We start from the raw sequence: 26,432 nt of genomic DNA on the forward strand, positions 1-26,432 counted from the left end.
CTATTCCGCCGCTTGAGGTTCGGGAGTTGGTGTGTGAACCGGGTTCGCACTGGCAATCGGTGGCGGAACACCATCCCGTTTCCTGGCCGCGCGATCGGCCCACTTGCCCTTCCACGTACCATAAAGCCCGAGGATGCCCTTCGGGAGGAACAGCGTGACCACGATGAAGAGAGCGCCGAGGGCAAACAGCCAGATTTCCGGGAAGGCCGCGGTAAAATAGGTCTTGCCGAAATTGACCAGTACTGCGCCGATGATCGGCCCGACAATCGTGCCACGCCCCCCTACGGCCACCCAGATGACTGCCTCGATGGAATTGGCAGGTTCGAATTCCGATGGATTGATGATGCCGACCTGTGGCACGTAGAGCGCCCCGGCAATCCCCGCCATCATCGCCGAGATCGTCCAGACGAACAGCTTGTAACGATCGACGCGATAACCGAGGAAGCGCATGCGGCTTTCGGCATCCCGCACGCCGACAAGCACCTTGCCAAGCTTGGAGCGGACGATGAAGCTGGTCACGAAAACCGCCAGCGCGAGAAACAGGGCCGTTGCGGCAAAGAGCATCGAGCGCGTGCTGTCTGCCTGAATATTGAAGCCAAGAATATCCTTGAAATCCGTCAGCCCGTTATTGCCGCCAAAGCCCATATCGTTGCGGAAGAAGGCAAGCAGCAGCGCATAGGTGAGCGCCTGAGTGATGATGGAAAGATAAACGCCGGTGACGCGCGAGCGGAACGCCAGCCAGCCAAAACCAAAAGCCAGGACGCCCGGAACCAGAACGACCATCAAGGCGGCAAACCAGAAATTATCGAAGCCGTGCCAGAACCACGGCAGTTCCTTCCAGTTCAGGAAGACCATGAAATCCGGAAGAACCGGATCGGCGTAGACGCCGCGCGGGCCGATCTGGCGCATCAGGTACATGCCCATTGCATAGCCGCCGAGTGCGAAGAAGGCGCCGTGGCCGAGTGAGAGAATGCCGCAAAAACCCCAGACCAGATCGAGCGCGACCGCCAGCATGGCATAGGTCAGGTATTTGCCGATCAGCGAAACGAGATAGGTCGGAATGTGAAAGGGCGAGGTGACCGGCAGCAGCAGGTTGGACAGTGGCACCAGTAAGGCAATCGCGATGAGCAGAACGATGACGATCGCGCCGCGCCGGTCCGTATGCGTGAAAAACCACTGGGTTATCATGCCTCTATGGCCCTTCCCTTGAGTGCGAAGAGACCGCGCGGGCGCTTCTGGATGAACAGGATGATAAGTACGAGCACAAGGATCTTGCCGAGTACCGCCCCGGCAAAGGGCTCGAGGAACTTGTTGGCGATGCCGAGCGACATGGCACCGACCAGCGTACCCCAGAGATTGCCGACGCCACCAAAGACCACGACCATGAAACTGTCGATGATATAGCCCTGGCCGAGATTGGGACTGACATTGTCGATCTGGCTGAGTGCCACGCCGGCAATGCCGGCAATGCCGGATCCGAGGCCGAAGGTCAGCGCATCGACCCATGGCGTTCTGATGCCCATGGACGAGGCCATGCGACGGTTCTGCGTGACGGCGCGCATGCGCAAGCCGAGCATGGTTTTCTTCAGGACCAGTTGCAGGATCGCAAACACCGAGAGGGCAAAGACGATGATCCACAGACGCGACCAGGTCAGCGTCAGCATGCCGAGGTCAAACGACCCGGCCATCCAGGATGGATTACCGACCTGCACGTTGGATGCGCCGAACCAGGAGCGGATCGCCTGTTGGAGAACCAGCGATATGCCCCATGTGGCAAGCAATGTTTCAAGCGGACGGCCGTAGAGAAAGCGGATGACGCTGCGCTCGATAACAACCCCAACAGCGCCGGAGACCAAAAAGGCAGCGGGCAGCGCAATGAGGAGTGAATAATCGAAGAGCCCTGGCGCCGATGTACGGATGATCTGCTGCACAACGAATGTCGTATAGGCGCCGATCATCACCATCTCGCCATGAGCCATGTTGATGACGCCCATGACGCCGAAGGTGATGGCGAGGCCGATGGCGGCAAGCAACAGAACAGAACCCAGCGACAGGCCATAGATGATGTTCTGGACACCGTTCCATAGCGCAAGTTCCGAATTGATACTGCTCATCGCCGACCGGGCAGCATCTCCAACAGGACCTTCCGTCCCTTCAAGCGGTGTGAGCAGGCCCAGCGCGCCGCGGCTGTTGCCGGCACTGACTTCGGCAATAGCAGCAATCTTTGCTTCATCCGCAGCACCTGAATTGAGTATGGCGGCCGCCTTGGCCTGCCTCATCAGTAACTTGATGCTCGCATCCTTTTCCGCGGCAATAGCCTGATCCAGCAGCGGGATCGATTCCGGATCTCTGGTCTTCAATATGGCTTCTGCGGCCGAGCGGCGTTCATCGGCCTTGTCGCTCATCAGCGTCAGACCGCCAATCGCAGCGGCGATATCGCGGCGCAACCGGTTGTTCACCTTGATCTTTTCGGCAGCCGAGCGTGATACCGGGTCGAGTTTCGCACCCGTCAGAGGATCGGTCGCGGCATAATCCGAACCGTCACGTTTGCCGAAAAACACGGTCTTGTCGGCCTTGGCGATATAGAGATCGCCGGCACTGAGCGCATTCAGGATAGAAGATACGCGCGGATCACCAGTCTTGACCAGGTCTGAAATAGCCTTGGTCGTATCGTCAAAATTGTCTCCCGCAAGGGCCTGAACGAGCGGCCGCAAAGTTGCGTCATCGACGGTCTGCGCATTTGCTTCGATTGCGTGAAAGCAGACGCCGAACATCAAAACAAGTGCGGACAACAGCTTGGTGAATTGCATCGATCAATCCTGCGTTGAAATTCTCTGCGGGAAACCCCATCCCCGCACAGATGGCGGGGATGGAGTCGGCTTCGGATGGTGCCCCTGACCCAAAGCCTGGGAGCCAGAGTTCGAACCTTAGTTTGTCACCCCGCCGCACTTGCCGCTGGCAACGTTGAAGTTGCCGCACGACATCGGCTTGCGCCAATCGGAGATCAGGTCCTTGGAGCCCGGAAGGTAATCAGACCATTCGTCACCAACGACGAGACCCGGCGTCTGATAGACGATGTCGAACTGGCCATCATCCTGCACCTCGCCGATGAGCACCGGCTTGGTGATATGATGGTTCGGCATCATGGTGGAAGAACCACCGGAAAGGTTCGGAACCGAAACGCCGACGATGGAGTCGATGACGGCATTGGAGTCCGTGCTGCCAGCAGCTTCGACGGCTTTCACCCACATGTTGAAACCGATATAGGTCGCTTCCATAGGATCGTTGGTCACGCGCTTGTCGTTCTTGGTGTAGGCATGCCATTCCTTGATGAACTCGGCATTGGCATCGGCGTCGACCGACTGGAAGTAGTTCCAGGCGGCGAGATGGCCGACCAGAGGCTTGGTATCGAGACCGGCAAGCTCTTCTTCACCGACAGAGAAGGCGACGACCGGGATGTCTTCGGCCTTGATGCCCTGATTGGCGAGTTCCTTGTAGAAGGGCACGTTGGCGTCGCCATTGATGGTCGAGACGACGGCGGTCTTCTTGCCGGCAGAGCCAAATTTCTTGATGTCGGAGACGATCGTCTGCCAGTCGGAATGACCAAACGGCGTGTAGTTGATCATGATGTCCTCATCCTTGACGCCCTTGGCGTTGAGATAGGCTTTCAGGATCTTGTTGGTGGTCTGCGGATAGACATAGTCCGTACCCGCGAGAACCCAGCGCTCGACGCCCTCTTCCTTGGCGAGGTAATCGACGGCAGGAATGGCCTGCTGGTTCGGAGCCGCGCCGGTATAGAAGACGTTGCGCGAGCTTTCTTCGCCCTCATACTGGACGGGGTAGAACAGCAGCGAATTCAGCTCTTCGAAAACTGGCAGAACGGATTTGCGCGAGGAAGATGTCCAGCAGCCGAAGACGGCCGCGACCTTGTCCTGTTCAATCAGCTGACGCGCCTTTTCGGCAAAGAGCGGCCAGTCGGATGCCGGATCGACTACCACGGCTTCCAGTTTCTTGCCGAGAACGCCGCCCTTCTTGTTCTGTTCATCAATCAGGAACAGCATCGTGTCCTTGAGCGTGGTTTCGGAAATCGCCATCGTCCCGGACAGCGAATGCAGAATGCCGACCTTGATCGTGTCATCTGCCGCGAAAACACCCTGGACCGAAGTTATTGACAAAGTGGCGGCGAGTAGCGCGCCGGTGATGTAGGCCTTCAGTTTCATCTGGTTGAACCCCTCTTCTTGTTCTAGGCAATCGGCCGTATACAAAGTTTAACCATTGCTTAATCGACTATCGGACAGGGGCGAAGGATTCCACATACGTAGAATGACGTAGATACGGGGGCGAAATGTGCAGAATATGCTTTCCTTGACTTAAGGACCTTTCCAATCTGTGTTACCAACCAGAAACAGCAAAGAACGATAGTCGGGGACAATGGCAGCGCGGCAACGCATCATCCCAGTCAGGCGCGAGTATAATCGCTGGGTGGCAAACCAGACGCTGGAAGACTACGCCCTGCGCTTCACCGCGAAGAGTGCGCGGCAGTTTTCTTCGCAGAGCATCGCGCAGACGGCGATCGGCGCTATCTCGTTCCTGGCTCTGGAGGCAATCGGTGGCGCGATCACCCTCTCCTACGGAACCACCAACGCCATCTTCGCGATCATCATCGCCAGCATCGCCATGCTGGCAATCGGACTGCCCATAAGCCGCTATGCCATTCGCCATGGCGTCGACATCGACCTTCTGACGCGCGGTGCGGGTTTCGGCTATATCGGATCGACGGTCACATCGTTGATCTATGCCAGCTTCACCTTCATGCTCTTTGCCATCGAGGCCTCGATAATGTCCGGCGCGCTGGAGCTGACACTCGGCATCCCGCTCTGGATCGGCTACATCATCAGCGCCGTGATGGTAATCCCGCTGGTAACGCATGGCGTGCGGCTGATCAGCAAATTCCAGCTCATCACCCAGCCATTCTGGATCGTTCTCAACATCCTGCCGTTCATTTTCATTGCATTCTCCGATTGGCAGAAATTTGATCTCTGGCTCGCCTTTTCCGGCATCCAGCATGTTTCGGGTTTGCCCGGAACCACGGCGCCGTTCAACCTCGTTGAGTTTGGTGCAGCTTCCGCAGTCGTTTTGGCCCTGATGTCACAGATCGGCGAACAGGTGGATTTTCTGCGCTTCCTGCCGCCTGAGAACAATCGCAAGCTGCGCCATCGCCTCGCAATCTTCCTTGCGGGACCGGGTTGGGTAGTCCTCGGCGCCCCGAAATTGTTGGCAGGCTCTTTCCTTGTCGTCCTGACGTTGAACGCAGGTATACCGGTCGACCGTGCGTCCGACCCGGCGCAGATGTATCTGACCGCCTTCGGCTACATGATTCCGTCGCACAATGCCGCGCTGCTTCTCATGGCTGCCTTCGTTGTTATCTCCCAGTTGAAAATCAACGTAATGAACGCCTATGCCGGTTCACTGGCCTGGTCGAATTTCTTCTCTCGCCTCACCCATAGCCATCCGGGACGCGTTATCTGGCTTATTTTCAACGTCGCCATCGCCCTTTTGCTGATGGAGCTCGGTATCTACCGGCTGCTCGAGGAAACGCTCGGCATATTCTCCATTATCGCCATGGCCTGGCTTTGTACGATTTCTGCCGATCTCTTCATCAACAAGCCACTTGGCCTTGCCCCGCCCGGCATCGAGTTCAAGCGCGCGCACCTCTACGACATCAACCCGGTCGGTCTCGGCGCTATGACACTTTCGGCCACCATTGCCCTGATCGCGCACTTCGGCACATTCGGCGAGGTTGCAGCCTCCCTTGCCCCCTATATAACGCTCGTGGTGGCCCTGACTGCAACGCCTGCGATCGCCTGGGCGACGAAAGGCAAGTACTATCTTGCCCGCAAGCCACGGCAGCAATGGCAAGAAAGCGCCACGATCACATGTTCGATCTGCGAGCACCCCTTCGAGCCGGAAGACATGGCCTGGTGCCCTGCCTATGCGGCGCCGATCTGCTCGCTCTGCTGTTCGCTCGACAGCCGCTGCCATGACATGTGCAAGCCGAAAGCCCGGTTCAATGCACAGATCGGGACGGTCGCACGATCCATTCTCCCCGGAACGGTCATTACAAGACTGAAGACACGCCTCGGCCGCTACGCAATCGCCGTTGTGCTGGCGCTTGGTGCCATCAGCGTGATCCTTGCCATGATCGCGCATCAGGTTGCCTCCGCCTCGCCGGAAACGGCAGAAGTCGTCAACCGCACGATCCTGATCGTCTTCTTTGTTTTCTCCATCATCGCTGGCGTCGTCTGCTGGTTCTACGTCCTCGCCCATGACAGTCGCGTCGTCGCCGAAGAGGAATCTTCCCGCCAGAACACGTTGCTGCTCAAGGAAATCGCCGCCCACAAGAAGACTGATACCGCCCTGCAAAATGCCAAGGAAACGGCCGAAGCCGCCAACCGGGCCAAAAGCCGCTATGTCGTGGGCCTCAGCCATGAATTGCGCACACCGCTCAACGCCGTGCTCGGCTATGCACAGATCCTGGAACGCGACGAGACGATCCCGGCACCACGCCAACTCTCGATCAAGGTGATCCGCCGCAGCGCCGAACATCTATCCGGCCTCATCGACGGCTTGCTGGACATATCGAAGATCGAGGCGGGCCGGCTGCAGGTTTATTCCAACGAGATCAATATCCATGACTTTCTGGATCAAATTATCGACATATTCCGTCCACAAGCGCAGGCAAAGGGACTGGTCTTCATCCATGATCGCGCTCCGATACTGCCGCAATATGTGCGGACCGATGAAAAGCGGCTGCGGCAAATTCTGGTTAATCTCTTGTCCAATGCCATCAAGTTTACCGATGAAGGCCACATTGCCTTCGATGTTGCCTATCGCAGCCAGGTCGCGACTTTTACCATCTCCGACACGGGGCGGGGCATTGCGGAAAAGGACATCGGGCGCATTTACGAACCTTTCCAGCGCGGCGAAGCGGAAAATGTCAGGCCAATGCCAGGCCTCGGGCTAGGATTGACCATTACCCGGCTGCTGACAAATACTCTCGGTGGAGAAATATCCGTTACAAGCGAGAAGGACAAAGGATCCACATTCAAAGTCCGCCTCATGCTTTTCGCAGTCGTTCGCCCGACGACACCTCCGCAACTGCCGGAGCAAAAGGTCGTCACATATGCCGGCCCGCGACGGACGCTCGTCGTGGTCGACGATAACGAGGACCACCGCGAATTGATGCGTGAAGTACTGGCACCGCTGGATTTTGTGATTTTGACGGCGGTGAGCGGTCCGGAATGCCTGAACCTGATCGAAGGAATCCAGCCGGATCTCTTCCTTGTCGACATCTTCATGCCGGGCATGAACGGCTGGCAGCTCGTTTCACGCCTGCGGGAAAGCGGCCAGACCGCGCCAATTCTCATGCTCTCTGCCAATATCGGCGACGGCTCAATAACTGGCAGCAGCGATGGAAGCCACAACGACGCCATCGCCAAACCCGTTGATATCCGGCAGCTGCGCGACAAGCTTGCCCTGCATCTCGGGCTGGAATGGGTATATGGCGAAGGCCCGGTTCATGCATCACCAAAGCAGATACAACCGCTGAAAAGTCCAGGCACCGTGCATGTCGAGGAGTTGCTGCAACTCGGAGAAATCGGCTATGTTCGCGGCATAGAGGCCAAGCTGGCCGATCTTGCGAAGATCGATGAAAACCGACCGTTCACCGATGCACTTGGTGTCTACGTCAAGGCCTTCGACCTCGCCGGTTTCCTGAATTTCCTGCGCAACTTCGATAACGAGAAGGTTGATTCCATTGGGTGAAGCACCTCTTCCACGCGATATCGTTCTGCTCGTGGACGATTCACCCGAAGCGCTGGGATTTTTGACAGACGCGCTCGAACAATCTGGATTCTCGGTCCTGATCGCCACATCCGGACAGGCAGCGTTGAATATCGCCGATCGTATCACACCGGACCTCATCCTTCTCGATGCAGTCATGCCCAGCATGGACGGCTTCGAGACCTGTCGCCGCATGAAGGCGAACGTAGCGGTCAGCCAGGTGCCAGTGATCTTCATGACCGGCCTCACCGAGACGGAGCATGTCGTTCACGCACTGGAATCCGGTGGTGTTGATTATTTGTCCAAGCCGATCAACATCGATGAACTGCGTGCCCGCATCCGTGTTCATCTACGCAATGCGCGCTCCGCGCAAAGTGCGCGCGTGGCACTCGATGCCGCAGGACGCCATCTTCTAGCGGTCAAGAAGGACGGCACAATCCATTGGTCAACCCCGCAGGCGACGCGTCTGGTGAATGCGGCGACGGGTAACGATGATGGCCTCGATATTGTCGTGAAGCACATCGCAGCCTGGATGGCAGACGGTGACAAAGCGAACCCTGGTCGCGACAACGTCCTCTCGATCAGCCACGGCGGTCAACCGGCGTTGCAACTTTCATTGCTCGGCGCGATCGGAGCGGACGAATACCTTTTTCGGCTGACTGCTGCCAATCAGCGCAGCGATGACGGAGTTTTGCGACAGCATTTCTCACTCACACACCGCGAGTCCGAGGTCCTGCTGTGGATTGCGAAGGGCAAATCCAACCGCGACATCGGCGAGATTTTGGGACTGTCATCCCGCACCGTGAACAAGCATCTCGAACAGATATATGTCAAACTGGGCGTCGAGAATCGCGCCTCGGCTGCGGTCAAGGCAGCCCATGTTCTGCATGAGATATAAGCGGCCGTTGAGTGCCGAAATTTCCCGATAAAATCCTTTCTCATTTTGAAAGTCAGGCATTCTCACCTTACGAAAATGTGGCATTAGCTGCCGTATGATGTATGGTGTTGGGAGAATTCACACTCTCCAAGGACATAAAAATGGATATCCGTCAGATTGACGAAGGCTTTGCCGTGACCGGTCAGATTTCACCAGATGATGTGCGTGATATTGTTGCTGCAGGTTATCAGGCGCTGATCTGCAACCGGCCGGACGGCGAGTCGCCAGATCAGCCTGAATTTGCCGAGATCGCCCAGGTTGCCGAAAAAGCAGGCATTCCGATCTATTACGTTCCCGTTGTCTCCGGTCAGTTGACCCAGGACGATGTCGACGCCATGGCTCAAGCGCTTGAAGCAGCCGAGGGGCCGGTTCTCGCCTATTGCCGCTCGGGCGCACGCTCGACCAATATTTATGGCATTGTTCAGCAGCAAAAGGGCTGACCGGACATGACTTCAATCGCTGACTTGAGCACCGAAGACCTCCAGGCATTGCGCAATCGGGTCCTTGGTGAGTATGAAGCCTTTCGCGCTCGCGGGCTGCAAATCGACATGACCAGGGGCAAACCGAGCCCTGAGCAGCTCGATCTCGCCAATGGCATGCTGGTGCTGCCAGGAAACGGCGATCATTTCAGCGAAGCCGGCGAAGACGCGCGCAATTATGGCGGATTGCAAGGCCTGTCTGAGGTTCGAGCCCTGTTTTCGCCGATGATGGGGGCACCGGCCGACAGGATCGTCGTTGGCGACAATTCCAGTCTCGCACTCATGCATGATTGCCTCGTCTGGTCGCTGTTCAAGGGCGTTTCAAACGAGATGGAACCTTGGTCTGAGCAATCGGGCACGCCGGCCTTTATCTGCCCCGTGCCTGGCTATGACCGGCATTTCGCCATTTGTGAAGAATATGACATTCGCATGCTGCCTGTTCCACTGACTGGTCACGGCCCCGACATGGATATGGTCGAGGAGCTCGCCGCCGATCCTGATGTAAAAGGCATGTGGTGTGTTCCCAAATATTCGAATCCTTCGGGCGAAGTCTATTCGACAGAAACGCTCGAACGGCTTGCATCCATGCGAACCGGGGCGCTTGATTTCCGGCTGTTCTGGGACAATGCCTATGCCGTGCATCATTTGACGTCACAGCGGCATGAGATCGCCAACATTCTTGAATTGTGCGAGCAGGCCGGCAACCCCGACCGCGCCTTCGTCTTCGCTTCGACATCGAAAGTGACGCTCGCCGGTGCCGGACTTGCGCTGTTCGCATCATCCGCCGCCAACGTGAAGTGGTATCTCGCCCGCGCTGGCAAGCGAACGATCGGGCCGGACAAGCTGAACCAACTCCGGCACGTGCGTTTCCTGAAGAACATCGACGGCCTGCACCGGCATATGGAGGCGCATCGCGCCTTGATCGCCCCGAAATTCGATACGGTTATTGAAGCGCTGGAAAAGCGGCTATCAGGGACCGGGATCGCCAACTGGACGAAGCCGGAGGGCGGTTACTTCATTTGCGTAGACGCAATGGAAGGCACAGCCCGACATGTCGTTGATCTCGCACGGCAGGGTGGTGTGGTTCTTACGCCAGCTGGGGCAACCTCGCCCTACGGCCGCGACCAGCATGATCGCACGCTGCGCCTTGCTCCGACATATCCGTCGCTTCAGGAAGTCCGGCTCGCGTCAGAAGGCATTGCCCTGTGCATTCTTCTGGCGGCGATCGAGAAGCAGCATGCAGCGCGCCTTGCTCACAATGCCTGACAGTCTAGTGGGATGACAAAACCGTCGAGACCGATGGTCTGTCATCCGCCCATGCTCAGAAGAAGGCCTGAATGCCGGTCTGTGCGCGGCCGAGGATCAGGGCGTGCACGTCATGCGTGCCCTCATAGGTATTGACCGTCTCGAGGTTCTGCGCGTGGCGCATCACGTGATAGCCGATCTGGATGCCGTTGCCGCCGTGCATGTCACGGGCGACCCGGGCAATATCAAGCGCCTTGCCGCAATTGTTGCGCTTGATCAGGCTGATCATCTCCGGAGCTTCCTTGCCTTCATCCATGAGGCGGCCGACACGCAATGATGCCTGCAGGCCGAGCGCGATCTCTGTTTGCATATCGGCAAACTTCTTCTGGAACAGCTGCGTGGCAGCCAGCGGTCTGCCAAACTGCTTGCGGTCGAGTCCGTATTGAACGGTACGCTGCCAACAATCCTCGGCAGCACCCATGACACCCCAGGAAATACCGTAGCGGGCACGATTGAGACAACCGAACGGCCCCTTCAATCCAGAGACGTTCGGCAACAGATGCTCTTCGCCAACGACAACGCCGTCCATGACGATTTCGCCGGTTATCGAGGCTCGCAGCGAAAGCTTGCCGCCGATTTTCGGAGCGGAGAGGCCTTTCATGCCTTTCTCCAAAACGAAGCCCCTGATCTGGCCATCATGCGCATCGGATTTCGCCCAGACGACGAAAACATCGGCGATCGGGGAATTGGAAATCCACATTTTCGAACCGGAGAGGCGATAGCCATCCGACACCTTTTCGGCGCGGGTCTTCATACCAGCGGGATCAGAACCGGCATCGGGTTCGGTCAGGCCAAAGCAGCCGATCCATTCACCGGATGCGAGTTTCGGCAGATACTTCTTGCGCTGTTCCTCGGAGCCATAGGCGTAGATCGGATACATTACCAGCGACGACTGCACGCTCATCATCGAGCGATAGCCGCTGTCCACGCGTTCTACCTCACGCGCGACAAGGCCGTAGGCGACATAGGATGCGCCTGCTGTTCCATATTCTTCAGGCAGCGTGACACCGAGAAGCCCGGATTCACCCATCAACCTGAAGAGTTTGGGATCGGTCTTTTCTTCGAGATAGGCCTCTTCAATGCGCGGCAGGAGTTCACCTTGCGCAAAAGCCCGGGCGCTGTCGCGAATCATCCTTTCATCTTCTGTCAATTGATCTTCCAGCAGAAAAGGGTCGGTCCAGACAAAGGACGGCTTGGAATTTGCCATGTGGATTCTCCTCGGTGTATGGCCAAGACCTATCATCAAAGCCGTGCCGGTGACCAGATGATCGGCATTGCTAATATTTGCTGGGATGATGCGGGATAGACATGATTTGCGGATTTCGGGTCAATCACGAATCCACTATATGTTTATCATGGCAATCAGGCAGCTCACCGAAACAATCATAAACCAGATCGCCGCTGGTGAAGTCATCGAACGACCTGCCAGCGTGGTGAAGGAACTTGTCGAGAACGCCATCGATGCAGGTGCGACACGCATCGAGATTGTCACGGCGGGTGGCGGCAAGAACCTGATCCGTATTACCGACAACGGATCAGGCATTCCCTCGGACGAATTGCCCCTCGCGGTTTCTCGCCATTGCACATCCAAGCTCACCGACGATGTGCATGACATCAGGGCGCTGGGGTTTCGCGGCGAAGCGCTGCCGTCGATAGGCTCGATATCGCGCCTTTCGCTCAAATCCCGCACGACAGATGCCGATTCCGGTTTCGAGATCAGCGTCCATGGCGGGCGGACGGACGGTCCACGCCCCACGCCGATGAATGGCGGAACAATTGCCGAAGTGCGCGATCTGTTCTTTGCCACGCCCGCACGATTGAAATTCATGAAGACGGATCGGGCGGAAGCTTCCGCCATCAGCGATGTGGTGAAACGTGTCGCCATCGCCTTCCCGCATATCCGTTTTTCCATCGCAGGCAGTGATCGCACGCCGCTGGAGCTTGCGGCGACGGGCGTCGGCTCGGCTGGCATGCTGGAGCGCATTTCGCAGGTGCTCGGCAAGGTTTTTCCGGAGAACGCCATTGCCATAGACGCAATGCGCGATGGTGTACGCCTGACCGGTTTTGCCGGTATTCCTGCATATAACCGTGCCAACAGCCTGTACCAGTTCGCCTATGTGAATGGCCGTCCCGTTCGGGACAAGCAGATCTGGGGTGCGATCCGCGGCGCCTACGCCGACGTGATCTCGCGTGACCGGCATCCCGTCGTCGTGCTTTTCCTCAACCTCGATCCCTCATTGGTCGACGTCAATGTACATCCGGCAAAAGCCGATGTGCGCTTCCGCGATCCGGGCCTGGTACGCGGCTTGATCGTCGGCGCCATCCGCGAGGCCCTTGGCCAATCCGGTATCCGCGCGGCAACCAGCGGTGCCGAGGCGATGCTGAATTCATTCCGTCCTGGTGGTGTCGAACCGATCCGGCCCGCAGCAGCCCAGCAGCGCTGGCAGGGTGCAAGCGCTGTCAATCAGAACTACAATGTCCAGCAGTCGCCCTACCGTCCATTCGAGACAGAACCGGCCTCCACGCATGGCGGCAATGGCTTTACGGAAACGGTTCAAGCGTTCCTCTACGATGGCGCCGAAGCGCTTGCTGCGGATACGCGCGCGGGTACAATAGAGGTTTCGCCGGAGCTGCTGTCGAACCCGCTCGGCGCGGCGCGGGCGCAAATTCACGCCAACTACATCGTCTCGCAGACCGAAGACAGCCTCGTCATTGTTGATCAGCACGCCGCGCATGAGCGTCTCGTCTATGAAGCGCTGAAGAACGCCCTGCATTCCAGGCCCCTGCCCGCGCAGATGCTGCTCATTCCGGAGATCGTCGATCTTCCCGAAGAAGATGTGGAGCGACTCGTTGCCCATGCCGAGACGCTGGCGCGCTTCGGTCTCGGCATCGAATCCTTCGGGCCCGGTGCTGTCGCCGTGCGCGAGACGCCGTCCATGCTGGGCGAAATCGACACACAGCAGCTCATTCGCGATCTTGCGGACGAGATTGCCGAACATGACACGTCGGATGGCCTGAAAGCCATTCTCGACCATGTCGCTGCAACCATGGCCTGCCATGGGTCGGTCCGCTCCGGCAGGCGGTTGAAGCCGGATGAGATGAACGCGCTGCTGCGCCAGATGGAAGAAACGCCCGGCTCCGGCACATGCAACCATGGCCGTCCAACCTATATCGAGCTCAAGCTCAGCGATATCGAGCGTCTCTTCGGCAGAAGGTGACGTCTTGACCGGCGCGGCAGCTGGCGCGTAAATGACCTGAATTGATTGAACTGGAACAAACTTAATGAACAGATTTGAGGGCCCGGGCTCACGCGAAGCCAAAATTCGCTATCTTGACGGCGACTTTCAGGTCCTGTCGCCGGGTTCATACGTGCTCTGCGCCGTGACCTCGGAAAAGATCCCGCTCGACGAGCTCAAATACTGGAGCGTCGCGCGGCAGGAAGCCTATGCCGACGCCCGCATATCCCTGGAGCGCGAGCTTCAACTGAACCCGGACCTGCGCCAGCGCAACAAGGCTTGAATCATTGATCACCCGGCGCATAACCTTGCTTTCACTTCTTGTCGCCGGAGTGCTTGCCAGCGGGTGTATGACAGATAGTGCGAGCCATGCGCCTGCCTATAGCGGGCCGACAAAAACCATTCGCGGCTATCTGCGGGGGCCGCCCTACGCCCAATTGACCGCCAGCTCTGTCGTGTTCGTGACGGCATATGACGCCACGGGCGGCAATTCTGCCCCCATGCCGAAGATCGGGACGACCAGCTTCACCCTCAACCGTAACGGCTATTTTCCGGTAGCCTATGAAATCGAGATTCCCGCGAATGGATCGGCACCGCGCGTTGCGCTTGCCGTCGAGATTCGCCGGGCAGGTGCCGTCATCTTCTCCAATGATCGCCGGTATAGCCAGACGACGGAGCGCAATCTCGACATTCCGATGCGTGAGGCCCCACCGAAATTGAAGCTGCGCGGAAGATTATGAGCGTTTGATCGCGCGCGCTCGGGCACGCTCGCGCGTTTCCCGAATGATGCGTGAAGCCGTTTGCTGATGGCTGAAGACAAGCTCTATCTCGAGAACCAATGCGCGCGCGGCAAATTCCTTCGCGCTTGAACTGCCGTCCAGCAATCGTACCTGATCCTTCGCCGTAGTAATCAGCGTGAGACCTTGCTCATCAGCGGTCTTGGCAAGATCACCCAGGTCGTCGTCCGTATAGGGGTGATGATCGGGAAAGGGCCTCGTTTGCACAACATTGCCGCCCGCTTCCTCCAGTGTCCTGAAGAATTTGGCCGGGTCGCCAATTCCAGCAAAGGCAAGCAGCCGCTTGCCGGCCAATTCTCCAACGGCCTTGGGTTTCAGCACGGCCTCATAGATGGGCTTTGCGGCACGCGCCGCGCGTCTGACGACGTGGTCAGCTCCGGCAGCTGTGCCGATCTTCAACAGCGCGTCGGTGCGTACAAGCTGGTCGGTCAAGGGCGCTCGCAGCGGCCCCCCCGGAAAGACGTGACCATTGCCGATGCCACGCCCTGCATCGACGACCAACAATGCATAATCGAAGTGAAGACGCGCGCTCTGAAAACCATCATCCATGATGATGAAATCACAACCCGCTTCCTGCAAGGCCACTGCGCCGGCCAGACGATTTGCCGACACCACCACCGGGGCATGCCGAGCCAGCAGCATCGGCTCATCACCGACATGACGGGCACTGTCATGATCGGGGTCGACACGGTGCAGCCCGGAAAATGCCCCGCCATACCCGCGAGAAACGATGCCCGGCTTAAGACCGGCCGCAACCGCGGCTTGGGCAAATGCGATCGACGTCGGGGTTTTCCCCGCACCGCCGAGGGTGAAATTACCGATGCAGAGAACCGGCAGCTGCACTGCTGGAGGCTTGGCACGGCGAATGCGTCGGCCGGCTACGGCACCGTAAATCTTCGACAGTGGACTCAAGGCTCGTGCGCGCCAATCCGGCTTCTCCCACCAGAATGGAGGCGCTTCGCTGGTCATTCCCCACCGAGCCTGCAGCTCATTTCCAACCGCCCTCACGACTGCTCAAACGTGCTTTCAACACCAGCGGCTGGATGAAAGGCTCCAGCGCCGTCATGGTGCGGGTCAGGGAGCCCCGCATGTCTTCAACCGTCTTCAGCCCGGCATCGATCATGATCTGGCGCTCGGCGGGATTGTTGAAGAGGTAGTTGACCGCGCCCGCCAGCATGTCCTTGTCGCGGACAAGTTTGGCACCGCCATTCTTGATGAGACGCTGGTAAGAGTCGCGGAAATTCTGCACGTTGCGCCCGGAAAGAATGGCCGATTTGAGCATGGCTGGTTCCAGCGGGTTTTGTCCGCCTTGCGCCGTCAGGGAACGGCCGACAAAGGCGATTTCCGTCAGCCGCAGATAGAGTCCCATGTCGCCGATCGTATCACCGAGATAGATATCCGTATCCGGTGCAATCTGATCACCGCGGCTGCGCAGCGCGACCTTCATGCCCATCTTCTCGATTTCAACGGCAATTTCGGCCGCGCGATCCGGATGGCGCGGCACGATGATTGTCAGGAGATCGCGGTGCCTGGCTTTGAGCATATGATGGACCTGCGCAACGATCTCTTCCTCGCCCTGATGGGTGGAGATCGCGGCCCAGGTCTTGCGTGACCCAATCATGTGCTGCAAGGCAGCAAGGTCTGCGTTGTTCACCGGCGGAACCGCTGTATCGACCTTGAGATTGCCCGAAACCGTTACGGGTCTAGCGCCCAGTGTGCGGAATCGCTCACCGTCGACTTCGGATTGCGCAACAACATGCGCGAGATTTTCAAACAAGGCCTCGGCGATGGACGGTCGCTTGTGCCAGTTGGCAAAGGAGCGGTCCGACAGGCGGCCATTGACCAAGACTTGCGGGACGCGCCGCGTCCCCAGTTCGAGGATCGTCATCGGCCAGATTTCGGATTCGCAGATGACAGCAAGGTCCGGCTGCCAATGGGTAAGGAAACGATCAACGGCAGGCTTCAGGTCAAGCGGTACATATTGATGGATGACGCGGTCACCCAGCCGCTCCTGAACCATTTTTGCCGAAGTAACAGTCCCCGTTGTCAGGACCACGTGAATGCCGGTGTCGACGATCGATTCAACCAGCGGCGTGACCGCGGAAGTCTCACCGACGCTGGCTGCATGGACCCAGACCAGCGGACCCGAAGGCCGTGCCACACTGGCGGCGCCGTAACGCTCCCCATGCCTGCCGCGCTCTTCCTTGCCCTTGCTGGCGCGAAACGCCACATAGGCGCCGACGATCGGGAAGGCTGCAGCACCCACCCATCTATAGGTGCTGAGGACCAGACGCGCCCACCTCTCGCTCATGCCGCGCCATCCACGAGCTGATGCACCCGCTTGGTGTTCTCATTCAAGCTATTGGTCAATTCGACACGCTTGGCTTCCAGCATTGCATCGTCCGCATCCTCGGGGACGAAAATAGGGTCGCCGACAATCAACCCCGATTTGCCGAATGGCAAGGGAATGGTGGTCTTGTCCCAGCTCTTCTCCAGTACTTTTCTACGCGATGTCAGGTAGCAGATCGGAACAATCGGACGGCCTGACAACTTTGCCAGAAGGATGACACCAAATCCGGAGTCACGCGGCGTCCCATGGGGAATATCAGCAATCATTGCGGCAGTTTTGCCCTCCTTCAAGGCCTTTTTCAGCACAAGCAGCGCTCTCGCACCACCCTTCTCCGTTCCCCTCGCACGTTCCCTTCCCCCGGAGCCTCGCACGATCTCAACGCCAAAACGCTCGGCTACACGCGCGTTGAGTTCGGCATCCTTGCTCTTGGAAAACATGGCGACGAAACGGACGCCGCGCGGCATGAGAAACGGCGCCATGAGATGCTGGCCATGCCAGGCAACGGCGATGAAGGGTTCGCCGCCCCGCTTCATATCTTCAAGATCCGAGGAACCGGGAAGCCGGGGATTGGTAACATGAACGAGCCGGAAAAACTGGGTGATCAGCCAGACGATCAGGGACCGGACCATCGGAGAATTCGCGAGAGGTCCGCGTACCGAACGCCAAAAACGTTTCAGCACTCCGAGTTTTCGCTGGGGCGCCTTGGCCGATACTGAGCTGTTTTCAATCATGCCATTGTCAATTCATGACTGCGGTACGCGATCAACCTGCCTTGCCCGTGTTGGGGTCCAGCAATTTGTGCATGTGGACGATAAAATACCGCATATGGGCATTGTCGACGGTCGCCTGGGCCTTGGACTTCCAGGCACGCTGTGCGGTTTCGAAATTCGGATAGATACCCACGATATCGAGCTTGTCGAGATCGCGGAACTCAACGCCGCCCAGTTTCTTCAGTTCGCCGCCAAAAACCAGATGAAGCAGCTGTTTTGGCTCTGATGTGTTTTCGCTCATGTTTGCCCGTCCAGAAATGATCGATGAAGATTGTAGCTTGTTTATCCGAAGGCGGTTTCGGCGACAACGTCCAACATATTATCCAATAGTAGCCCACTGGCTGCGACAAGCGCCGTATGCCTGTAATCGCCGGTGGTGGTGTTGCGCAAACCGTAAGTGAGCGCCTTGCCTTCGGCTGTCAAGACATGGCCACCCGCTTCCGACAGGATCAGGTCGGCCGCAGCCAAATCCCAGTCATGCGAGTTGGGGCGCACGAAAGTCCCGGCAATATCGCCGCGTGCAACCATGGCGATGCGGTAGGCGAGCGAGGCGACATAGGGAACATGTTCCATCGACGCAAGGAAATGCTCGGGAAGGCGCTTCAGAAAGGCGCTGGGCCCTGCAACCTTGTATGGCGTGGTCTCCGCCTGGACACGAAGGACATTGCCGTTCTGTTCGGCACCGCCACCGGGCAGTGCACTAATGATTTCGTTGCGCGCCGGACATTCCAGGACGCCCGCAACGGGTCTGCCATTTTCAATGACGGCGACGCTGACACACCAGACATCCGCACCCTCTATAAAGGCCCGTGTGCCATCGATCGGATCAACGACGAAGAAACGTTGCCGTGGTGAAGCTACACGTTCATCGAGGGTTTCTTCCGATATCCAGCCATAGTCAGGCCGGGCTGTCAGCAGCATATCCTTCAGATACTTGTCGGCGGCAAGGTCGGCTTCCGTGACCGGTGAGTTGCCTGTCTTCATCCAGATCTGTGGCGCTTGTTTGAAATAGGACAGCGCTATCCGCCCTGCCCCTTCCGCAGCCTCACGTATCAGTTCGAGATCTTCGCGATTTTGTCTATTTGCCGGCAAGTGTCATGCCTTCGATTACGAGCGTCGGGCTGGCCACGCCGAAATTGCGGTCTATATCATTTGCCGCTGTGAGATTGAGGAACATCTCTTTCAGGTTGGAGGCGATAGTCACTTCGCTCACCGGATAAGCCAATTCGCCATTCTCGATCCAGAACCCCGACGCGCCGCGGCTATATTCCCCGGTGATCATATCGACACCATGGCCAAAAAGCTCGGTCACGTAAAAACCCGTACCAACAGAGCGTATAAGTTCCTCAGGGCTTTCTTCACCTGGCTCAATCGCAAAATTCGTCGATGACGGCACCACGGTGGAACCTGAACGGACGCCGCGGCCATTGGTGATGAGGCCCAGCTCCTTCGCTGTCGAGGTTGAGAGAAACCAGTGCTTGAGAACACCATCCTCAATCATCTTCAGCGGTATGCCTTCCAGACCCTCACCGTCGAATGGACGCGACGACGAGCCCTGAACACGCAATGGATCATCCGTAACATTGATCGCGTCGCTCAATATCTTTTCGCCCATCCGATCTTTCAGGAAGCTGGTCTTGCGTGCCACCGATGCGCCATTAATGGCGCTGGCGAGATGCCCGGCTATGCCACGCGCAACACGCGGATCGTAGACAACGTTCACGCGGCCCGTCTTGGCCTGGCGTGCGCCGAGGCGCTTCACCGCACGTTCCCCGGCCGAACGGCCAATGGTAGCGGCATCTTCCAGCGCATCGAAATAAATGCGCGATGAAAAATCATAATCGCGTTCCATCGCGGTACCGCTTCCGGCAATGGCGCTGACAGAACGAGAGAAGCGCGAGCCCATATATTGCCCGGCGAAACCGCCTGACGTGACAAGAACGAGGCCTCCCATTCCCGCCGATGCGGATCCGCCACCGGAATTGGTGACACCTTCAACGGCGAGCGCCGCTGCTTCGGCGGCCAGGGCTGCCTCGGTCAATTGCGCGGCATCGACGACCGTCGGGTCATAGAGGTCGAGATCACGTATATTACGCACCAGATTTTCCGGCGCTGCCAGCCCCTCATAGGCGTCGTCGGGTGAGACTTTCGCCATGGCGACGGCGCGTTCTGCGAGAACGTTCGGGTCGGCACCGGCATTCGCCGATATGCTTGCCACCTTGCGGCCGACGAAAACGCGCAGAGAAAATTCGTCGCTCTCCGACGATTCGGTCGACTCGACCTTGCCCAGCCTGACACTGACGCCGGTAGAACGCGATCGCACGACGACCGCATCAGCTGCATCCGCCCCCGCGCGTCTTGCTGCTTCGACAAGCGCAATGGCATTGTCTACGAATTCGCGCGAATTTACCGGCTCTGTCATATTCGTCTCTAAGGTTGATTGCATGATACGATGCAAGGACATATCTGACGAGGGTCAGACGCACTTACTCCTATATGGTGCAAATTGGGGCCTATCAAGGCAACCGGACGCAACAATCGCAAGGCTCGGGTCACAAATATATGCTCTCACAAAGCGGAAACCTCTACTTTCAGGCATTGGCGCTGCTGGCTGGGGCGATCATCGCCGCTCCGCTTTTCAAGCGCCTCGGGCTCGGCACGGTTCTCGGCTATCTCGCCGCGGGTCTGTTGATCGGGCCTCTGGCCAACCTCATCACTGATGGCGAACAAGTCCTGCATTTCTCCGAGCTTGGCGTTGTCTTCCTGCTTTTCGTGATTGGCCTGGAGTTGAAGCCCTCCCGCCTGTGGACGTTACGCCATGCGATTTTCGGCCTGGGCGCTGCACAAGTCATCGTGACAGGCGCTGCCTTGACGGGCCTGATCCTGGCATTCGATCTCATGATGTGGCAAGCGGCTGTCGTGACTGGCTTTGGTCTCGCTCTTTCCTCGACGGCCTTCGCCATGCAGATTTTGGAAGAGCGCGGCGAAACGGCTACGCAGCACGGCCAGACTTCGTTCGCGATCCTGCTGTTCCAGGACCTCGCCATCGTGCCCTTGCTGGCAATGATTCCGGTCCTTGCACCTGGCTCGGCGCAGCATCAGGCCGATCCGCTCGGTCAATTTCTCATTGCAGTGATCTGCATTGGCGCGATTGTCGCTGTCGGCCGATATCTGCTCAACCCGCTGTTCCGATTCATCGCCAATACCGGTGCCCGAGAGGTGATGATCGCGGCAGCGCTGTTCGTCGTGATCGGTGCTGCAGTGCTGATGCAATTTGCCGGATTGTCGATGGCCATGGGCGCTTTCATTGCCGGCGTACTGCTGGCGGAATCGTCATACCGGCACGAACTCGAAGCGGATATCGAGCCATTCCGCGGCGTTTTTCTTGGCCTGTTCTTCATGGCGGTCGGCCTTTCGCTTGATCTGGAAGTTATCCTCAACAACTGGATGGCCATTCTTCTCGCCGTGCCGGTATTCATGGCCATCAAGGCGCTCGTTGTCTATGTTCTGGCGCGGCTGTTCCGCTCCAATCACAATGATGCGATACGGATTGCTTTCTTCCTGCCACAAGGCGGTGAGTTCGGCTTCGTGCTGTTTTCGACAGCTGCGGCGGCGGGATTGATGACCGGTTCGGTTGCCTCAGAATTGATTGCGGTTGTCACGCTTTCGATGGCCGTCATGCCGCTATCCGTTGCGCTTGGAAACAAGTTCCTGGTCAGCCACGATGCACATGATGAGATCGACGAGGATTTCGAAGGTGCCGGTGCCGATGTGATGATGATCGGTTTCTCGCGTTACGGGCAGATCGCCGCGCAAATCCTTCTGGCAGGCGGCAGCGACGTAACCGTGATCGATGCTTCCGCAGATCGTATCCGGGCTGCAGGCCGGTTCGGGTTCCGCATCTATTTCGGCGACGGTACGCGCAAGGAAGTGCTGGAAGCGGCGGGCATCAGGCAGGCGAAGATCGTCGCTGTCTGTACGCACAAGAAGGAAACCACGGATCAGATCGTTGAAATGATCCAGGCCGAATATCCGGACATCAAGCTGTTCGTGCGTTCCTATGACCGCGTGCACACGCTGAAGTTGCGGGCACGCGGCGTTCACTATGAGTTGCGTGAGACGTTCGAATCCGGTCTGGTCTTTGGCCGCCGGACGCTGGAAGAGCTGGGTGTCAGCGAAGAACTTGCTTACGAAATCATGCAGGACATAAGGCGTCGCGACGAGGACCGCCTGCACATTCAGGCATCGGAAGGGCTGACCGCCGGCAATGATCTGCTGCTGACGCGACCTGTCACGCCTGAGCCATTGATCAAGCCAACACGCGAAGCCAAGCGAATCGATACAATCGCGGACGGGGAGATGGATGTCGCTGTCGAACCCGATGCAACGCCAGCAGAGTAGATCACTCCAGTTCGCGGTGCTCGACATAGGTGATGGCTGCGTCAACAGCGCGCTTTAGTTCGTCCTTGATGCCAGCCGACTCGCGCAGAACCTGTTCGACCCGGAGAAAATCGAGCACACCAAACCGGGCAACGCTCGGGCGCAGGAAGATCGCCGGCGGGTCCGTGCGCAACCGCGTCGCAATAATCGACTGCATCATCAACTGACTGGCACCGAACATGGCATCGATCGACGACGGAAACTTGCCAATATCACCTTCCGGGCCACCAACCACGTCGATGGCGATGACGAACTGCGCCTTGTTCTTCAGATGGTCAAAGGGAACGGGGTTATAGATGCCGCCATCGATCAGGATACGGTCGTCACGGCGGACCGGGCGGAATAGTGCGGGTATGGCTGCGGAGGCAGCGATGGCACTGAAAAGGTCGCCGTCGGCGATCGGCACCTCCTGCTGCCCGTAGAAGTCGGTGGCGGTAACACTCAAGGGGATGCGCAATTCCTCGAAAGAGTCGGGTATCCTGTCAGGAAGGAAGTTTCTCAAGACCCTTTCGATATTGAACTGGCTGAGGCGAATGCCTCCACCAAACATTTCGCCGAAGCTTGCCGGGCGCAAGCGCCACAGGCGTGCGGCAATTTCCGCGCGCCGCGACAGGGTGGCAACAGCATACTCGCGGATATCGCGCCCGGACATGCCCGCCGCCATGCCCGCACCCATGATCGCGCCAATGGAGGAACCGGAAATTGCTGTCGGGGTGATGCCGAGCTCATCCAGTGCCTCGATGACATTGATATGGGCGAGGCCCCTCGCCCCGCCACCGCCGAACGCGATGGCAAAGGTCGGACCGCCGGCTGCACTCGCTGCGCCGGCCGATCCATTTCCCTCTGCCAGATCGCGTGCGACCATGACGTTTCCCTCAATCAGGATTGCGGTGGTCCGACAATCAGAACCGCGGGATCGGTTTCGAGCAGTTTCCCAGCCACTGCCTTTACCTGATCCAGTGTTACAGCATTGATCAGGTCCGCGCGCTTGTCTATGTAGTCGCGCCCCAGGTTTTCATCCTGCAGGCCGAGCAGCGTGCTGGCGACGGCCGACGATGAGTCCAGGTTGTTCACGGCGTAAGAACCAACCAGATATTTCTTGGCCTCGACCAGTTCCTCTTCCGTCGGACCATCCTTGGCCATCTTGGCGATTTCGGTCTTAAGTATCTGCAGGGTCTCATTGGCACGGTCTGCCCGTGTTGCAGTCGATACCATCAGGGCTGCCATGTGGTCGCGATTGACCAGGTTCGAACCTGCCGAATAGGCAAGGCCACGCTTTTCCCGCACCTCATTGTAGATGCGCGAGGAGAATGTGCCGCCACCCAGAATATGATTCATGATGTAGGCAGGGAAGAAATCCGGAGCCTGGCGGCGTACACCGGGATAGACCATGGAAATTGATGTCTGCGGCAGGGCATAGTCGACGCGCGTCGTCTGGCCAAAACCGAGTTTGGCGTCAGAGATCGGCTCGAGCTCGGCTTTCGCAGGCAGATCGCCAAAAACCTTGTCGAGAAGCGGCGCCAAATCCTCTGGACTGATCGAACCGACCACGCCAACAATCAGATTGTCCCGGGCGAAATTGCGTTTGTGGAAGGTAACCAGATCGTCATGGGTTATTGCGGTCAGGCTCTGCTCCGTGCCGTCGGATTGGCGCGCATAGGGATGATCGCCATAGAGGGCTTCGGAGAATTTGCGGCCAGCAATCGTATTCGGATCACGTTCGGACGCCTTTATCCCGGCAACAACCTGCTGGCGAATACGGTCGATGGGCGCTTGATCGAAACGAGGCTTGTTGACAGCAAGGGCCAGCAGGTCGATCGCAGTATCCCGCTTGTCCGCCAGCATGCGCATGGAACCGGTGATGCGGTCATCATCGGCGTTAAAACCCATTTCGGCCCCGACATCATCGAGCTTTTCCTGAAATGCGTCGGAGTCGATGTCCCCTGCACCTTCATCGAAGAGCCCGGTCATCAGGTTGGCGAGACCTTCCTTGCCTTTCGGATCCTGGGTCGAACCACCCTTGAACGAAAAGCGCATGGAAATCAGGGGCACGAAATCATCCTGCACCAGCCAGGCACGTATGCCCTTTGGCGAGACGACTTCCTTGATCTCGACCGCATAGCCAGGGGCGACTGCAAAAAGCATCAATAACAGCGTGGCAGCAATTCGCTTAGACATTGGTCCGGTCATTGAATGACTCCCTGCGCCGGCGGTTCCGGCTGTTGTGTTTCCCCGGAAGCAGGCGTTTCTCCCTCGATCTTCTGATCCGGCTTGCCGTCTTCCGGCATCAGGTAACTCGTCACCGAGCGACTATCGACAAGGTAGCGTTTCGCCACATCCTGAATGTCCTGAACCTTCACCGCGCGGATGCGATCCGGCCATTCCTGGATGTCCTTTATAGTCTGGCCGGTGGAAAGCGTGGAACCATAGATGCGGGCCATGCTCGACTGACTGTCACGGGCGAAGATCATGCTTTTGAGGAAGCGGTTGCGCGCTTTTTCAAGTTCATCGGCCGTCACTCCGTCCTTGATGATCCTGGCGATCTGCGCGTCGATGCCGGCCTCGACGTCGGTTAGCGTGGCGGAGCCGCGCGGGGAACCATAGATACCGAAGCTACCGGCATCGAGCGATCCGCCCTGATAATAGGCACCGGCATTGGCGGCGGATCCATCCTGCACGACCAGCGCCTGATAGATACGGCTGCGGCTTGAGCCACCAAGAATTTCACTCAAAAGATCGAGTGCTTCCGCTTCGCCTGGCTTTGCACTCGTATAGGACGGCACGAGCCACATCTTCTGGAAACTCGGTTGCGAGACACGCGGGTCGGCCATGGAGACCGTCCGCTTCGTATTCTGCTCAGGCTCCTGCGGGCGCTGACGGTTTCCCGGTTCAGCCCGGCGCGGCACCTTGCCATAGGTCTTTTCGGTCAGCGCCTTGACCGTTGCAAGATCGACATCGCCCGAAACGACAAGCGTGGCATTATTGGGCGTATAGTATTTTTGGTAAAAGGCGAGAGCATCCTTGAGATTGAGCTGTTGCATCTCATGCAACCAGCCAATCACGGGCATCCTGTAAGGGTGGTTCTGATAGAGCGTCGCATTGACCTCTTCCGCGAGCAAGGCCGCAGGATCGCTGTCGGTACGTGAGCGCCGCTCTTCCAGGACAACATCGCGCTCGGTCTTGACCACGTCCTCATTGAGGATGAGGTTTTCCATGCGGTCCGCCTCGTAGGTCATCACCATTTCAAGCGCTTGCGGCGCAACCTGCTGGTAGAAGGCAGTGTAGTCATAGGAAGTGAAGGCATTTTCCTGGCCGCCGATCTCGGCAACCTTGCGAGAGAACTCACCGGCCGGATAAGTCTTCGTCGCCTTGAACATCAGATGTTCAAAAAAATGCGCTATGCCGGATTTACCCGGTTCCTCATCGGCGGACCCGACGTGATACCAGAGCATGTGCGTGACCACGGGGGCGCGATGGTCGGGGATAACCACAACTTCGAGACCATTTTCCAGATGAAATGACGAAACGTCGTCCTTGTCGGCCTTCTCAGCTACCACGGGTGCTTGTAGTGAAGTTTCGGCCCTTGCCGGTAAAACCGAACCCGGCGCGACAAGCGTGCCGATCAAGAGAAATGCCGCAACGTTGCGGCTCAGGGCGAAGGACATTCAGATCGATCCAGTTCTGTTTCACGAGTGGCGATACGATCCGGCTTTTACGTCCGTAATGTGACAAGCCTTATGATCGTTCCGCCGTAGGGGCGTTCTTCAACAACCGAGAAACGTGGATCGAGATCGATCATCGCCTCGGCTTCTTCTTCAAGCACCAGAAGTGTGTCGGGATTGAGCCAGCCGCCGTCAAGCGCGGACTTGAATGCCATTTCGCCAAGGCCCTTGCCATAGGGCGGATCGGCGAAAACCAGATCGAACGGTTCGATGGTTCCCGCATCCCCGAGCTTGGTCGCATCGCGGCGGAAAATCTTGGTATTGCCGAGAAGACCGAATGCCTCGACATTGGTGCGGATCAGCCCGCGCCCTTCTGTCGACTCCTCGATGAAAACGCCATAGCGTGCACCGCGTGACAGGGCTTCGAGGCCCAGCGCACCCGTCCCGGCGAAGAGATCGAGAACGCGTGTCGATTGAAACTTTTCCGGATAATTGTGCACCAGAATGTTGAAAAGGCTCTCGCGTGTCCGGTCGGTCGTCGGCCGGATCGCATTGGAGCCGGGCGTCGCCAGAGCGCGCCCGCGAAATTTCCCGCCGACAATCCGCATCAGAGC

Annotated in this window: 22 protein-coding genes; 8 read left to right on the plus strand and 14 right to left on the minus strand. The window is 58.1% G+C overall.

The window, feature by feature from the left end; all coding sequences use genetic code 11:
* From urtC to urtA, 3 genes are all read right to left on the minus strand, one after another.
* A complete protein-coding gene (gene urtC / locus BLM14_RS13975) occupies nucleotides 1–1,188 on the minus strand; it encodes an urea ABC transporter permease subunit UrtC (protein WP_099999917.1) in 1,188 nt (395 codons plus the stop codon).
* Nucleotides 1,185–2,810: an urea ABC transporter permease subunit UrtB gene (urtB, locus tag BLM14_RS13980; RefSeq protein WP_099999918.1), complete on the minus strand. Its 1,626-nt coding sequence runs from the start codon at nucleotides 2,808–2,810 to the stop codon at nucleotides 1,185–1,187. The genes urtC and urtB overlap by 4 nt, the downstream gene beginning before the upstream one ends.
* A gap of 117 nt (nucleotides 2,811–2,927) precedes the next feature.
* Entirely contained in the window at nucleotides 2,928–4,220 is a 1,293-nt protein-coding gene (urtA, locus tag BLM14_RS13985; RefSeq protein ID WP_099999919.1) for an urea ABC transporter substrate-binding protein, read from the minus strand.
* Nucleotides 4,221–4,431: 211 nt separating this feature from the next.
* Here urtA and BLM14_RS13990 point away from each other — a divergent pair, with 211 nt between their 5' ends.
* The 4 genes from BLM14_RS13990 (at nucleotide 4,432) to BLM14_RS14005 (ending at nucleotide 10,524) form a co-directional block, all read left to right on the plus strand.
* Complete coding sequence (locus BLM14_RS13990; RefSeq protein ID WP_099999921.1) at nucleotides 4,432–7,824, plus strand: hybrid sensor histidine kinase/response regulator; 3,393 nt, start codon at nucleotides 4,432–4,434, stop codon at nucleotides 7,822–7,824.
* Nucleotides 7,817–8,740 (plus strand): response regulator transcription factor, encoded by a 924-nt coding sequence (locus BLM14_RS13995; RefSeq protein WP_099999922.1) that lies wholly within the window; start codon nucleotides 7,817–7,819, stop codon nucleotides 8,738–8,740. Before BLM14_RS13990 ends, BLM14_RS13995 begins: the two co-directional genes overlap by 8 nt.
* A 140-nt stretch (nucleotides 8,741–8,880) precedes the next feature.
* The gene (locus BLM14_RS14000; protein ID WP_099999924.1) at nucleotides 8,881–9,219 is read left to right on the plus strand and encodes a protein tyrosine phosphatase family protein; all 339 of its coding nucleotides are present in this window, start codon (nucleotides 8,881–8,883) and stop codon (nucleotides 9,217–9,219) included.
* Between the two features lie 6 nt (nucleotides 9,220–9,225).
* On the plus strand, nucleotides 9,226–10,524 hold the full coding sequence (locus BLM14_RS14005) for an aspartate aminotransferase type Ic (RefSeq protein ID WP_099999926.1): 1,299 nt from the start codon (nucleotides 9,226–9,228) through the stop codon (nucleotides 10,522–10,524).
* A gap of 55 nt (nucleotides 10,525–10,579) precedes the next feature.
* Here the strand turns inward: BLM14_RS14005 and BLM14_RS14010 are convergent, their stop codons facing one another.
* Nucleotides 10,580–11,770, minus strand: coding sequence for an acyl-CoA dehydrogenase (locus BLM14_RS14010; RefSeq protein WP_099999928.1), 1,191 nt, complete (start codon nucleotides 11,768–11,770; stop codon nucleotides 10,580–10,582).
* Between the two features lie 148 nt (nucleotides 11,771–11,918).
* Between BLM14_RS14010 and mutL the strand changes: the two genes are divergently transcribed.
* The 3 genes from mutL to BLM14_RS14025 all read left to right on the plus strand — a co-directional run bounded on the left by mutL (nucleotide 11,919) and on the right by BLM14_RS14025 (nucleotide 14,539).
* A complete protein-coding gene (gene mutL / locus BLM14_RS14015) occupies nucleotides 11,919–13,781 on the plus strand; it encodes a DNA mismatch repair endonuclease MutL (protein WP_100001329.1) in 1,863 nt (620 codons plus the stop codon).
* A gap of 64 nt (nucleotides 13,782–13,845) precedes the next feature.
* Nucleotides 13,846–14,082 (plus strand): DUF2093 domain-containing protein, encoded by a 237-nt coding sequence (locus BLM14_RS14020; RefSeq protein ID WP_099999930.1) that lies wholly within the window; start codon nucleotides 13,846–13,848, stop codon nucleotides 14,080–14,082.
* Between the two features lie 67 nt (nucleotides 14,083–14,149).
* The gene (locus tag BLM14_RS14025; RefSeq protein WP_099999931.1) at nucleotides 14,150–14,539 is read left to right on the plus strand and encodes a hypothetical protein; all 390 of its coding nucleotides are present in this window, start codon (nucleotides 14,150–14,152) and stop codon (nucleotides 14,537–14,539) included.
* On the opposite strand, the gene lpxK is transcribed toward BLM14_RS14025, so the two are convergent.
* From lpxK to BLM14_RS14055, 6 genes are read right to left on the minus strand one after another with little or no spacing between them, the layout of a single operon-like run.
* The gene (gene lpxK / locus BLM14_RS14030) at nucleotides 14,534–15,565 is read right to left on the minus strand and encodes a tetraacyldisaccharide 4'-kinase (RefSeq protein ID WP_099999933.1); all 1,032 of its coding nucleotides are present in this window, start codon (nucleotides 15,563–15,565) and stop codon (nucleotides 14,534–14,536) included. The two genes, BLM14_RS14025 and lpxK, sit on opposite strands and share 6 nt — an antisense overlap.
* Nucleotides 15,566–15,584: 19 nt before the next feature.
* Nucleotides 15,585–16,907 carry a lipid IV(A) 3-deoxy-D-manno-octulosonic acid transferase gene (gene waaA / locus BLM14_RS14035; protein ID WP_099999936.1) on the minus strand — a complete coding sequence of 441 codons (1,323 nt, stop codon included), beginning with the start codon at nucleotides 16,905–16,907 and terminating at the stop codon, nucleotides 15,585–15,587.
* Complete coding sequence (locus BLM14_RS14040) at nucleotides 16,904–17,677, minus strand: lysophospholipid acyltransferase family protein (RefSeq protein ID WP_099999938.1); 774 nt, start codon at nucleotides 17,675–17,677, stop codon at nucleotides 16,904–16,906. Before BLM14_RS14040 ends, waaA begins: the two co-directional genes overlap by 4 nt.
* Nucleotides 17,678–17,708: 31 nt before the next feature.
* Entirely contained in the window at nucleotides 17,709–17,957 is a 249-nt protein-coding gene (locus BLM14_RS14045) for a DUF4170 domain-containing protein (RefSeq protein ID WP_099999940.1), read from the minus strand.
* 41 nt (nucleotides 17,958–17,998) lie between these two features.
* Entirely contained in the window at nucleotides 17,999–18,808 is an 810-nt protein-coding gene (locus tag BLM14_RS14050; RefSeq protein ID WP_099999942.1) for a 3'(2'),5'-bisphosphate nucleotidase CysQ, read from the minus strand.
* Nucleotides 18,795–20,138 carry a TldD/PmbA family protein gene (locus BLM14_RS14055; RefSeq protein WP_100001331.1) on the minus strand — a complete coding sequence of 448 codons (1,344 nt, stop codon included), beginning with the start codon at nucleotides 20,136–20,138 and terminating at the stop codon, nucleotides 18,795–18,797. Before BLM14_RS14055 ends, BLM14_RS14050 begins: the two co-directional genes overlap by 14 nt.
* Before the next feature lie 140 nt (nucleotides 20,139–20,278).
* On the opposite strand from BLM14_RS14055, the gene BLM14_RS14060 reads away from it, so the two are divergent.
* Nucleotides 20,279–22,117 carry a monovalent cation:proton antiporter-2 (CPA2) family protein gene (locus tag BLM14_RS14060; protein WP_100001333.1) on the plus strand — a complete coding sequence of 613 codons (1,839 nt, stop codon included), beginning with the start codon at nucleotides 20,279–20,281 and terminating at the stop codon, nucleotides 22,115–22,117.
* A 1-nt stretch (nucleotide 22,118) separates the two neighbouring features.
* On the opposite strand, the gene BLM14_RS14065 is transcribed toward BLM14_RS14060, so the two are convergent.
* From BLM14_RS14065 to rsmD, 4 genes are read right to left on the minus strand one after another with little or no spacing between them, the layout of a single operon-like run.
* Nucleotides 22,119–23,021: a patatin-like phospholipase family protein gene (locus tag BLM14_RS14065; RefSeq protein ID WP_099999944.1), complete on the minus strand. Its 903-nt coding sequence runs from the start codon at nucleotides 23,019–23,021 to the stop codon at nucleotides 22,119–22,121.
* Nucleotides 23,022–23,035: 14 nt separating this feature from the next.
* The gene (locus BLM14_RS14070) at nucleotides 23,036–24,334 is read right to left on the minus strand and encodes a M16 family metallopeptidase (protein WP_237143552.1); all 1,299 of its coding nucleotides are present in this window, start codon (nucleotides 24,332–24,334) and stop codon (nucleotides 23,036–23,038) included.
* 8 nt (nucleotides 24,335–24,342) lie between these two features.
* The gene (locus tag BLM14_RS14075) at nucleotides 24,343–25,821 is read right to left on the minus strand and encodes a M16 family metallopeptidase (protein WP_099999947.1); all 1,479 of its coding nucleotides are present in this window, start codon (nucleotides 25,819–25,821) and stop codon (nucleotides 24,343–24,345) included.
* Nucleotides 25,822–25,868: 47 nt separating this feature from the next.
* The gene (gene rsmD, locus BLM14_RS14080; protein WP_099999949.1) at nucleotides 25,869–26,426 is read right to left on the minus strand and encodes a 16S rRNA (guanine(966)-N(2))-methyltransferase RsmD; all 558 of its coding nucleotides are present in this window, start codon (nucleotides 26,424–26,426) and stop codon (nucleotides 25,869–25,871) included.
* Nucleotides 26,427–26,432 lie beyond the last annotated feature (6 nt).

Source organism: Phyllobacterium zundukense (assembly GCF_002764115.1).
Lineage (GTDB): Bacteria > Pseudomonadota > Alphaproteobacteria > Rhizobiales > Rhizobiaceae > Phyllobacterium > Phyllobacterium zundukense.

What these genes read in the sequence shown, in the direction of transcription:
- urtC (WP_099999917.1), bottom strand. Translation starts at nt 1,188, where the DNA reads ATGATAACCCAGTGGTTTTTCACGCATACGGACCGGCGCGGCGCGATC.
- urtB (WP_099999918.1), bottom strand. Translation starts at nt 2,810, where the DNA reads ATGCAATTCACCAAGCTGTTGTCCGCACTTGTTTTGATGTTCGGCGTC.
- urtA (WP_099999919.1), bottom strand. Translation starts at nt 4,220, where the DNA reads ATGAAACTGAAGGCCTACATCACCGGCGCGCTACTCGCCGCCACTTTG.
- BLM14_RS13990 (WP_099999921.1), top strand. Translation starts at nt 4,432, where the DNA reads ATGGCAGCGCGGCAACGCATCATCCCAGTCAGGCGCGAGTATAATCGC.
- BLM14_RS14000 (WP_099999924.1), top strand. Translation starts at nt 8,881, where the DNA reads ATGGATATCCGTCAGATTGACGAAGGCTTTGCCGTGACCGGTCAGATT.
- BLM14_RS14005 (WP_099999926.1), top strand. Translation starts at nt 9,226, where the DNA reads ATGACTTCAATCGCTGACTTGAGCACCGAAGACCTCCAGGCATTGCGC.
- BLM14_RS14010 (WP_099999928.1), bottom strand. Translation starts at nt 11,770, where the DNA reads ATGGCAAATTCCAAGCCGTCCTTTGTCTGGACCGACCCTTTTCTGCTG.
- mutL (WP_100001329.1), top strand. Translation starts at nt 11,919, where the DNA reads ATGGCAATCAGGCAGCTCACCGAAACAATCATAAACCAGATCGCCGCT.
- BLM14_RS14020 (WP_099999930.1), top strand. Translation starts at nt 13,846, where the DNA reads ATGAACAGATTTGAGGGCCCGGGCTCACGCGAAGCCAAAATTCGCTAT.
- BLM14_RS14025 (WP_099999931.1), top strand. Translation starts at nt 14,150, where the DNA reads ATGACAGATAGTGCGAGCCATGCGCCTGCCTATAGCGGGCCGACAAAA.
- lpxK (WP_099999933.1), bottom strand. Translation starts at nt 15,565, where the DNA reads ATGACCAGCGAAGCGCCTCCATTCTGGTGGGAGAAGCCGGATTGGCGC.
- waaA (WP_099999936.1), bottom strand. Translation starts at nt 16,907, where the DNA reads ATGAGCGAGAGGTGGGCGCGTCTGGTCCTCAGCACCTATAGATGGGTG.
- BLM14_RS14040 (WP_099999938.1), bottom strand. Translation starts at nt 17,677, where the DNA reads ATGATTGAAAACAGCTCAGTATCGGCCAAGGCGCCCCAGCGAAAACTC.
- BLM14_RS14045 (WP_099999940.1), bottom strand. Translation starts at nt 17,957, where the DNA reads ATGAGCGAAAACACATCAGAGCCAAAACAGCTGCTTCATCTGGTTTTT.
- BLM14_RS14055 (WP_100001331.1), bottom strand. Translation starts at nt 20,138, where the DNA reads ATGACAGAGCCGGTAAATTCGCGCGAATTCGTAGACAATGCCATTGCG.
- BLM14_RS14060 (WP_100001333.1), top strand. Translation starts at nt 20,279, where the DNA reads ATGCTCTCACAAAGCGGAAACCTCTACTTTCAGGCATTGGCGCTGCTG.
- BLM14_RS14065 (WP_099999944.1), bottom strand. Translation starts at nt 23,021, where the DNA reads ATGGTCGCACGCGATCTGGCAGAGGGAAATGGATCGGCCGGCGCAGCG.
- BLM14_RS14070 (WP_237143552.1), bottom strand. Translation starts at nt 24,334, where the DNA reads ATGTCTAAGCGAATTGCTGCCACGCTGTTATTGATGCTTTTTGCAGTC.
- BLM14_RS14075 (WP_099999947.1), bottom strand. Translation starts at nt 25,821, where the DNA reads ATGTCCTTCGCCCTGAGCCGCAACGTTGCGGCATTTCTCTTGATCGGC.
- rsmD (WP_099999949.1), bottom strand. Translation starts at nt 26,426, where the DNA reads ATGCGGATTGTCGGCGGGAAATTTCGCGGGCGCGCTCTGGCGACGCCC.